This is a genomic window from Micromonospora sp. NPDC023633, from assembly GCF_040640035.1.
Taxonomy (GTDB): Bacteria; Actinomycetota; Actinomycetes; order Mycobacteriales; family Micromonosporaceae; genus Micromonospora.
Window position 1 is genome coordinate 1 of record NZ_JBFABB010000217.1, and the last position, 6,208, is coordinate 6,208.

Here is a 6,208-nt window from a genome sequence, read left to right on the forward strand (position 1 = left end):
GGTATAAATCAATTTGGCACTGGCTTATCAAGCACCCTGTTGAGTTCTCAAAGAACAACCACACACCGCCCGGAAACCCCACACCGTGGAGCCCCGACCCGGGGCATTTCGTTCACATCCCCGCCGCATCCCGCGCCGGGCACTTTTACTACGTTACCCGCTGGTTTCCGCCGTGTCAAACCGCTTCGCAGCGATCCGCACCACTTCAACCCAATTCCGGGCACCACCCCACAACGGCCCACGCCGTCGACAAAGTGGCTTCCAGCAGGCCGGCCGCCGCAGTCTCCCGCGAACTCGCCCGGTTCCCCGCCGGCGATGAACCATACCCGGTCAGCTCCGCCCCACCAAATCCGCCTCACGACAGATCCGGGGCACCGCCCGGTCCAGGCACTGAAGGGGTGCAACCCCTCAGCCCCGAAGCTCATTCCCGCGCCCGGCCTCCGGGGATCTTCGCCCCGATTCGTCCGTTCCGCGCTGGCAGAGAGAAAGTTACGCCCCCGGCGGATTGATCGTCAAATCCGCCGGGGGCGTCCCGCGTCACACGGGAGACGTACGACTAGCCGCGCAGCTCGACCCCGGCGAAGGACCGCTTGCCGCGGCGCAGAACCAGGTACTTGCCGTGCAGCAGGTCCTCGGGGCCCACCGTGGCGTCGGTCTCCGTGACCCGGGTGTTGTTGACGTAGGCGCCGCCCTCGGCGATCACCCGACGCGCCTCCTTGAGGCTCGGCACCAGCCCGGAGTCGCGCAGCAGCCCGGCGACGTCGGGCAGCTCGTCGACGTGGACGAGGCCGGCCTCGGTCAGCGCCGCCCGCAGCGTCGCCGGCGCAAGCTCGTCCAGCGAGCCACGGCCGAAGAGCGCCTGGCTCGCGGCGACCACCTGCGCCATCTCCCGCTCACCGTGCACCAGGGTGGTCAGCTCCTCGGCGAGCGCCCGCTGCGCCGCCCGGGCCGCCGGCCGCTCGGCGGTCTCCTTCTCCAGCGCCTCCAGCTCCTCGCGGGAACGGAAGCTGAAGTACCGCAGGTAGCGACCCACGTCCCGGTCGTCGACGTTGACCCAGAACTGGTAGAACGCGTACGGGCTGGTCATCTCGGGGTCGAGCCAGATCGCGCCGCCCTCGGTCTTGCCGAACTTCGTACCGTCGGACTTCGTCACCAGCGGCGTGGTGAACGCCTGCACCGGTCCGGCGCCGCGCCGGCGGATGTAGTCGACGCCGGCGGTGATGTTGCCCCACTGGTCCGAGCCGCCGAACTGGAGCTGGCAGCCGTGCCGACGGTGCAGCTCGAAGTAGTCGTGCGCCTGGAGCAGCTGGTAGCTGAACTCGGTGAAGCTGATGCCGCTCTCCAGCCGCGCCCTGACCACCTCCCGGGCCAGCATCTTGTTGACCGGGAAGTGCTTGCCGACGTCGCGGAGGAACTCGACCACCGACATCTCGCCGGTCCAGTCCAGGTTGTTGACCAGTTGCGCCGCGTTCTCCCCCTCGTACGAGACGAAGGGGGCGAGCTGGTCGCGGATCCGGGCCACCCAGCCGGCGACCACCTCGGGCGGGTTGAGGGTCCGCTCGGCGCTCTCCTTCGGGTCGCCGATCTGCCCGGTGGCGCCGCCGACGAGCAGCAGCGGCCGGTGCCCGGCGAGCTGGAGCCGACGTGCCGTGGCGACCTGCATGAGGTGGCCGACGTGCAGGCTCGGCGCGGTCGGATCGAAGCCCACATAGTAGGCGGCGGACCCGCCGTCGAGCAGCGTGCGCAGCTCGTCGAGGCCGGTGGAGTCCTGGATCAGGCCCCGCCACCGCAGGTCGTCGGTCAGGGAGTCCCGCCCGGGCGGCGGGAGGCTGCTGTCGGTCACGGTCACCGATTCTCCCCCATAACCGGGGACGGAACGTACCGGGTTTGCCGGGCGGTCGGCGGCGTACGCTGGCGGCGCCATGATCGAGGAGGGGAACGCCGTGGAGATGCCGGATCTGACGGGCGGCTTCGTCGCCCTGCTCGGCCTCAAGCTCGACGAGGTCGACCGGGACCGGGTGGTGATCCGCTGGCAGGTCCGACCCGAGCTGCACCAACCGTTCGGCATCCAGCACGGCGGCGTGTACTGCTCGGTGGTCGAGACGGCCGCCAGCATCGGCGGGTCGCTGTGGCTGGGCGAGCGGGGACGCGTGGTGGGCGTGTCGAACCAGACCGACTTCCTCCGCGCGGTGCGCGACGGCGAGCTGACCGCCGTGGGCACCCCCGTGCACCGGGGACGCAGCCAGCAGCTCTGGCTGGTGGAGATCACCGACGCCGACGCCCGGCTGGTGGCCCGCGGCCAGGTCCGGCTGCAGAACCTCTATCCGGCCTGACCGGTCAGCTTCGGGCCTCGTCCAGCAAGGCCCCGGCGTCGTCGGGCGCCGGCTCGGCCTGGCGACGCAGTCGGACCCCGGTGATGGCGCGGTGGTCGATGTGGGCCACCTCCAGCGTCCAGCCGTCCATCACGACGCTCTCCCCCGCCACCGTGGGGATGTGGCCGAGGCAGGTGAGCACCAGGCCCGCGATGGTGGTGTAGTCGCCGCCGGGGCGGCCGGGCAGCTCGACGCCGAGGTCGGCGAGGTCGTGCACGGGGAAGGTGCCGGGCAGCCACATCGCGCCGTCCGGCTCCGTGCGCACGGAGTGCACGTCCCGGTCGGTCTCGTCGTAGATCTCCCCGACGATCTCCTCGAGGATGTCCTCCAGGGTGACGATCCCGTCGACGGCGCCTCCCTCGTCGACCACCAGGGCGATGTGCTGGCGTTCGGCCTTGAACTGTCGCAGCGCGTCCACCACCGGCAGGGAGTCCGGCAGCAGCATCGGCGGGCGGGCGCACTCGTCGACCGGCCGGTCGTCGGGGACGCCGACGAGGTCACGCAGGTGGATCACGCCGACCGCGTCGTCGAGCCCGCCGTGACGCACCACCGGCGCCCGGGAGTGGCCGGTGGCGGCCAGCAGCAGCCGCGCCGCCTCCGCCGTGGTGCCGCTGTCGAGCGTGAAGACCTGCAACCGGGGTACGAGCACCGCCCGTAGCTTGCGGTCGGCGATCTCCACGGCGCCGGCGATGATGGTCCGCTGTTCCTTGGTGAAGCCGTGGTTGCCGGAGACGATGTCGCGCAGCTCGTCCGGGCCGATCTCGTCGGGCTCGTGCTTCGGGTTGAGCCCGACGAGGCGTACCACCAGGTCGCTGGTGGCGCCGAGGGCCCAGACCGCCGGCCGGGTCACGGAGGCCAGCAGGTCGAGCGGGCGGGCCACCAGCAGCGCCCACCGCTCCGCCGCCTGCATGGCGATCCGCTTCGGGGCCAGCTCGCCGAAGACCAGGGTGACGAAGGTCAACGCGAGGGTGACCACCACGATCGCGACGGTCTCGGCGGCGCCGCCGAGCGCGCTGAGCAGCGGCACGAGGGGCCTGGCCAGCGACACCGCCGCCGCGGCCGACGCCAGGAAGCCGGCGAGGGTGATCCCGATCTGGATGGTGGCCAGGAAGCGGTTCGGGTCCTTGGCGAGGCGGGCCAGCACGCGGCCGGCGCGGCTGGTGCGTTCCAGCCGCTGGATCTGGCTGTCGCGCAGCGAGACCAGCGCCATCTCGCTGCCGGCGAAGACCGCGTTGAGGACGACCAGGACACCGACCAGGGCCAGTTGGGTCCAGATGCTCTGCACGCCCGGCTCTCCTCACGCGGGACCGGTGCCCGCCGGCACGACGGGCACCGCCGGCCGAAGGTCACGGCCGGCGTAGGCCAGTCTGTGCCCACCGGACCGACCGGCGAATCCTCCTCCGGCCGGGGATGTGATCAGGTACGCCCGGCTACCGGCGGGGCGGGCAGGTCGAGGACGTACGAGCGGCCCTCGGGGCGGAAGCCGAGCCGGTGGTAGTACGGGGCGACCATGCCGGGCGGGGTGACGACCCGGCGGAAGCCCCGGTCGGTGAAGAGGCTGCTGCGCCGGTAGACGAACTCGCCCGGGGTGAAGTCCCGGAACCGCCGGGTGACGTAGTCGAGGTCGACCTGCGCCACGCCGTCCGCCGCGGCGTGCGACAGCACCACGCCGACCACCTCGTCGGCCCGGACGACCAGGAACGCCGAGCGTTCGGCGTTGGTGCCGGGGGGCCAGCGGAAGCCGGGGTTGAACCGGGCGATGTCGGCGGCGTGCACGCTCAGCGTGTGGGCCAGGAACTGGTCGTCGACCCCGACCTCGACCACCTGGTAGGTGGCCTCGTCGTGGCGGGTGGCGAGCATGCTCCGCAGGTACCAGACGTTGATCACGGCGAGCACGACGTTCAGCCCGACCATGGGCCAGACCTGCACGGCGGCGTTGTAGCCGATCAGGATCAGGCAGCCGACCAGGTTCAGGGCGCGCAGCCGGAGGATGCGCGTCTGCAGCAACGACCAGACCAGCAGCGCCGAGCCGGTCCAGCCGATCAGTTCCAGCCAGTTCACCCCGCGAGAGTAGTGGCCGAGCGGAGGCGGTGACCGGGCGGGCGGTGGCGGGGTCAGTCGCCGGCGAGCTCCAGCACCCACTCCTCCACCTCGGCGCCCCGGCCGTTGGCGTACCCCCGGTCCTCGCCGATGACGACGAAGCCGCACTTGCGCAGCACGGCGAGCGAGGCCCGGTTGTCCTTGGCGGCGCGGGCGTGCACGGGCCGCTGGGGCAGCTCGCGCAGCAGGGCGGCGAGCGCCGCCGTGGCGTGGCCCCGGCCCCAGCGTCGCGGGTCGATCCAGTAGCTGACCTCGGTCCGCTCGCCGACGGGGAAGGCGACCACGTGGCCGACGACCTCGCCGTCGACGACCGCCGTGCGGGAGACGATCCGCTCGTCGGCGCGCACGCGGCGCCAGTGGGCGTCGAACCGCTCCCGGTCGGCCGGGTCCTCCGGCCCGAAGGCGGCCATCCAGTTGGCCTCCGCGTCCTGCTCGTTTGCGAAAAAGGCGGGCAGGTCGTCGTCGCGCACGGGACGCAGGCGCAGCTCGGCGGTCACGGACCCGAGGATAGGGCCGGCCACCGACAACCGGGGCTTGGCCCGGCCCCGGTGCGATCCGGGTGCGCTCTCGTCCGGCCGCGGCGCCGGGCCGCGACGCCGTCGCGGGCGGACCGCCGGACCCCGGCTGGCGACGCGGCCGAGGCGGGACCCGGTCGCGGGTCGGGGTACGCGGGATCCGGGTCCGCGCCGCCGGCGGTACGCGGACAATTGCCGGATGGGACGAGCGGTACGGAACGCGGTGGTCGGAACGAGCGCCACCGGTGCGGTGGCGACGGGCGCGCGGGCCGCGGGGGCGGCGTCGCTGGGTGCGCTGGCCGTGGGGGCGCTGGCCTGCGGCGCCGCCGCCGTCGGGGCGCTGGCGATCGGGCGGCTGGCGATCCGCCGGGCGGTCGTCCGGGAGCTGCGCATCGGCAGGCTGGAGGTCGATGAACTGGTGCTGCGCGGCCGGCCGGATCAGCCGGCGGGCGGGGCGCCCACCGGGTAGCCGTAGAGGTCGAGCAGCCGGCCCCGGGCGGCGTGCAGCCGGTCCACCACCACGCTCATGAAGCGGGTGGTCAGCTGCCGGCCGAGCGCGTCGTCGGACTCCATCAGCCGGCGCACCCCCTCGGCGGTGAACTCCACCGCCGTGCTGCGCTGCGCGGCTACCGCCCCGAACTGCCAGCGGTACGGCGGGAACAGCCACGACCAGCCCAGCACCCCGCCCGGGCCGATGGTCTCGATCTCCACGTCGCCGCGCCCGGGCACCGCGAAGTCGAGCGCCACCCGACCGGAGCGGACCAGCCAGAAGCGCTCGGCCGGCCGGTCGGCCCGGAACAGCCGGTGCCCGGGGTGCCAGACCACCGGCCGGGCGTGGCCGGCGAGCCGGGGCAGCCACGGCTCGGGCAGCCCGGCGAGGAACGGGTGCGCGCGCAACACGTCCAGGGTGGTCATGCGGTGCCCCTTTCGTCGGGCGGGGCCGGCGGTGGCCGGGTGCCTGCGACGGGTCGTCCGGCTCCCATTGCAGCGCGCGGCGGGGCGTGGGCGGCAGGGCCGTTGGTCCCGGATCGCGCGGGCGGAACTGCCCTGGCGGGCGCCGCCCGGCGGGGCGAGGGTGGGGTCGGGACGGTGCGCCGCGGCGGCGCCACGGCAGGGCGGAGGGTGATGTGGGACGGTCCGGAGCACGGCGGCCACGGGGGCGTACCGGTGTCCGCTGACCTGTCGACCCGGCCGGCCGGGCTCGGTTCGGCGGAGGCCGCC

The 6,208-nt window shown here is 73.4% G+C and carries 7 protein-coding genes; 2 read left to right on the forward strand and 5 right to left on the reverse strand.

Features of this window, described 5'->3' with window-relative positions; translation table 11 throughout:
- Nucleotides 1–556 precede the first annotated feature (556 nt).
- The gene (gene tyrS, locus AB0G13_RS33510) at nucleotides 557–1,843 is read right to left on the reverse strand and encodes a tyrosine--tRNA ligase (protein ID WP_357883356.1); all 1,287 of its coding nucleotides are present in this window, start codon (nucleotides 1,841–1,843) and stop codon (nucleotides 557–559) included.
- Nucleotides 1,844–1,922: 79 nt separating this feature from the next.
- Between tyrS and AB0G13_RS33515 the strand changes: the two genes are divergently transcribed.
- Complete coding sequence (locus AB0G13_RS33515) at nucleotides 1,923–2,333, forward strand: PaaI family thioesterase (RefSeq protein WP_357883338.1); 411 nt, start codon at nucleotides 1,923–1,925, stop codon at nucleotides 2,331–2,333.
- A gap of 4 nt (nucleotides 2,334–2,337) precedes the next feature.
- On the opposite strand, the gene AB0G13_RS33520 is transcribed toward AB0G13_RS33515, so the two are convergent.
- From AB0G13_RS33520 to AB0G13_RS33530, 3 genes are all read right to left on the reverse strand, one after another.
- On the reverse strand, nucleotides 2,338–3,657 hold the full coding sequence (locus AB0G13_RS33520; protein ID WP_357883341.1) for a hemolysin family protein: 1,320 nt from the start codon (nucleotides 3,655–3,657) through the stop codon (nucleotides 2,338–2,340).
- A 131-nt stretch (nucleotides 3,658–3,788) separates the two neighbouring features.
- Nucleotides 3,789–4,433, reverse strand: a complete 645-nt coding sequence (locus AB0G13_RS33525; protein WP_357883344.1) for a hypothetical protein — start codon at nucleotides 4,431–4,433, stop codon at nucleotides 3,789–3,791.
- 53 nt (nucleotides 4,434–4,486) lie between these two features.
- Nucleotides 4,487–4,969, reverse strand: coding sequence for a GNAT family N-acetyltransferase (locus tag AB0G13_RS33530; RefSeq protein WP_357883347.1), 483 nt, complete (start codon nucleotides 4,967–4,969; stop codon nucleotides 4,487–4,489).
- A 217-nt stretch (nucleotides 4,970–5,186) separates the two neighbouring features.
- On the opposite strand from AB0G13_RS33530, the gene AB0G13_RS33535 reads away from it, so the two are divergent.
- The gene (locus tag AB0G13_RS33535; protein WP_357883350.1) at nucleotides 5,187–5,456 is read left to right on the forward strand and encodes a hypothetical protein; all 270 of its coding nucleotides are present in this window, start codon (nucleotides 5,187–5,189) and stop codon (nucleotides 5,454–5,456) included.
- On the opposite strand, the gene AB0G13_RS33540 is transcribed toward AB0G13_RS33535, so the two are convergent.
- A complete protein-coding gene (locus AB0G13_RS33540; protein ID WP_357883353.1) occupies nucleotides 5,426–5,902 on the reverse strand; it encodes a cyclic nucleotide-binding domain-containing protein in 477 nt (158 codons plus the stop codon). The two genes, AB0G13_RS33535 and AB0G13_RS33540, sit on opposite strands and share 31 nt — an antisense overlap.
- Between the last annotated feature and the right edge of the window lie 306 nt (nucleotides 5,903–6,208).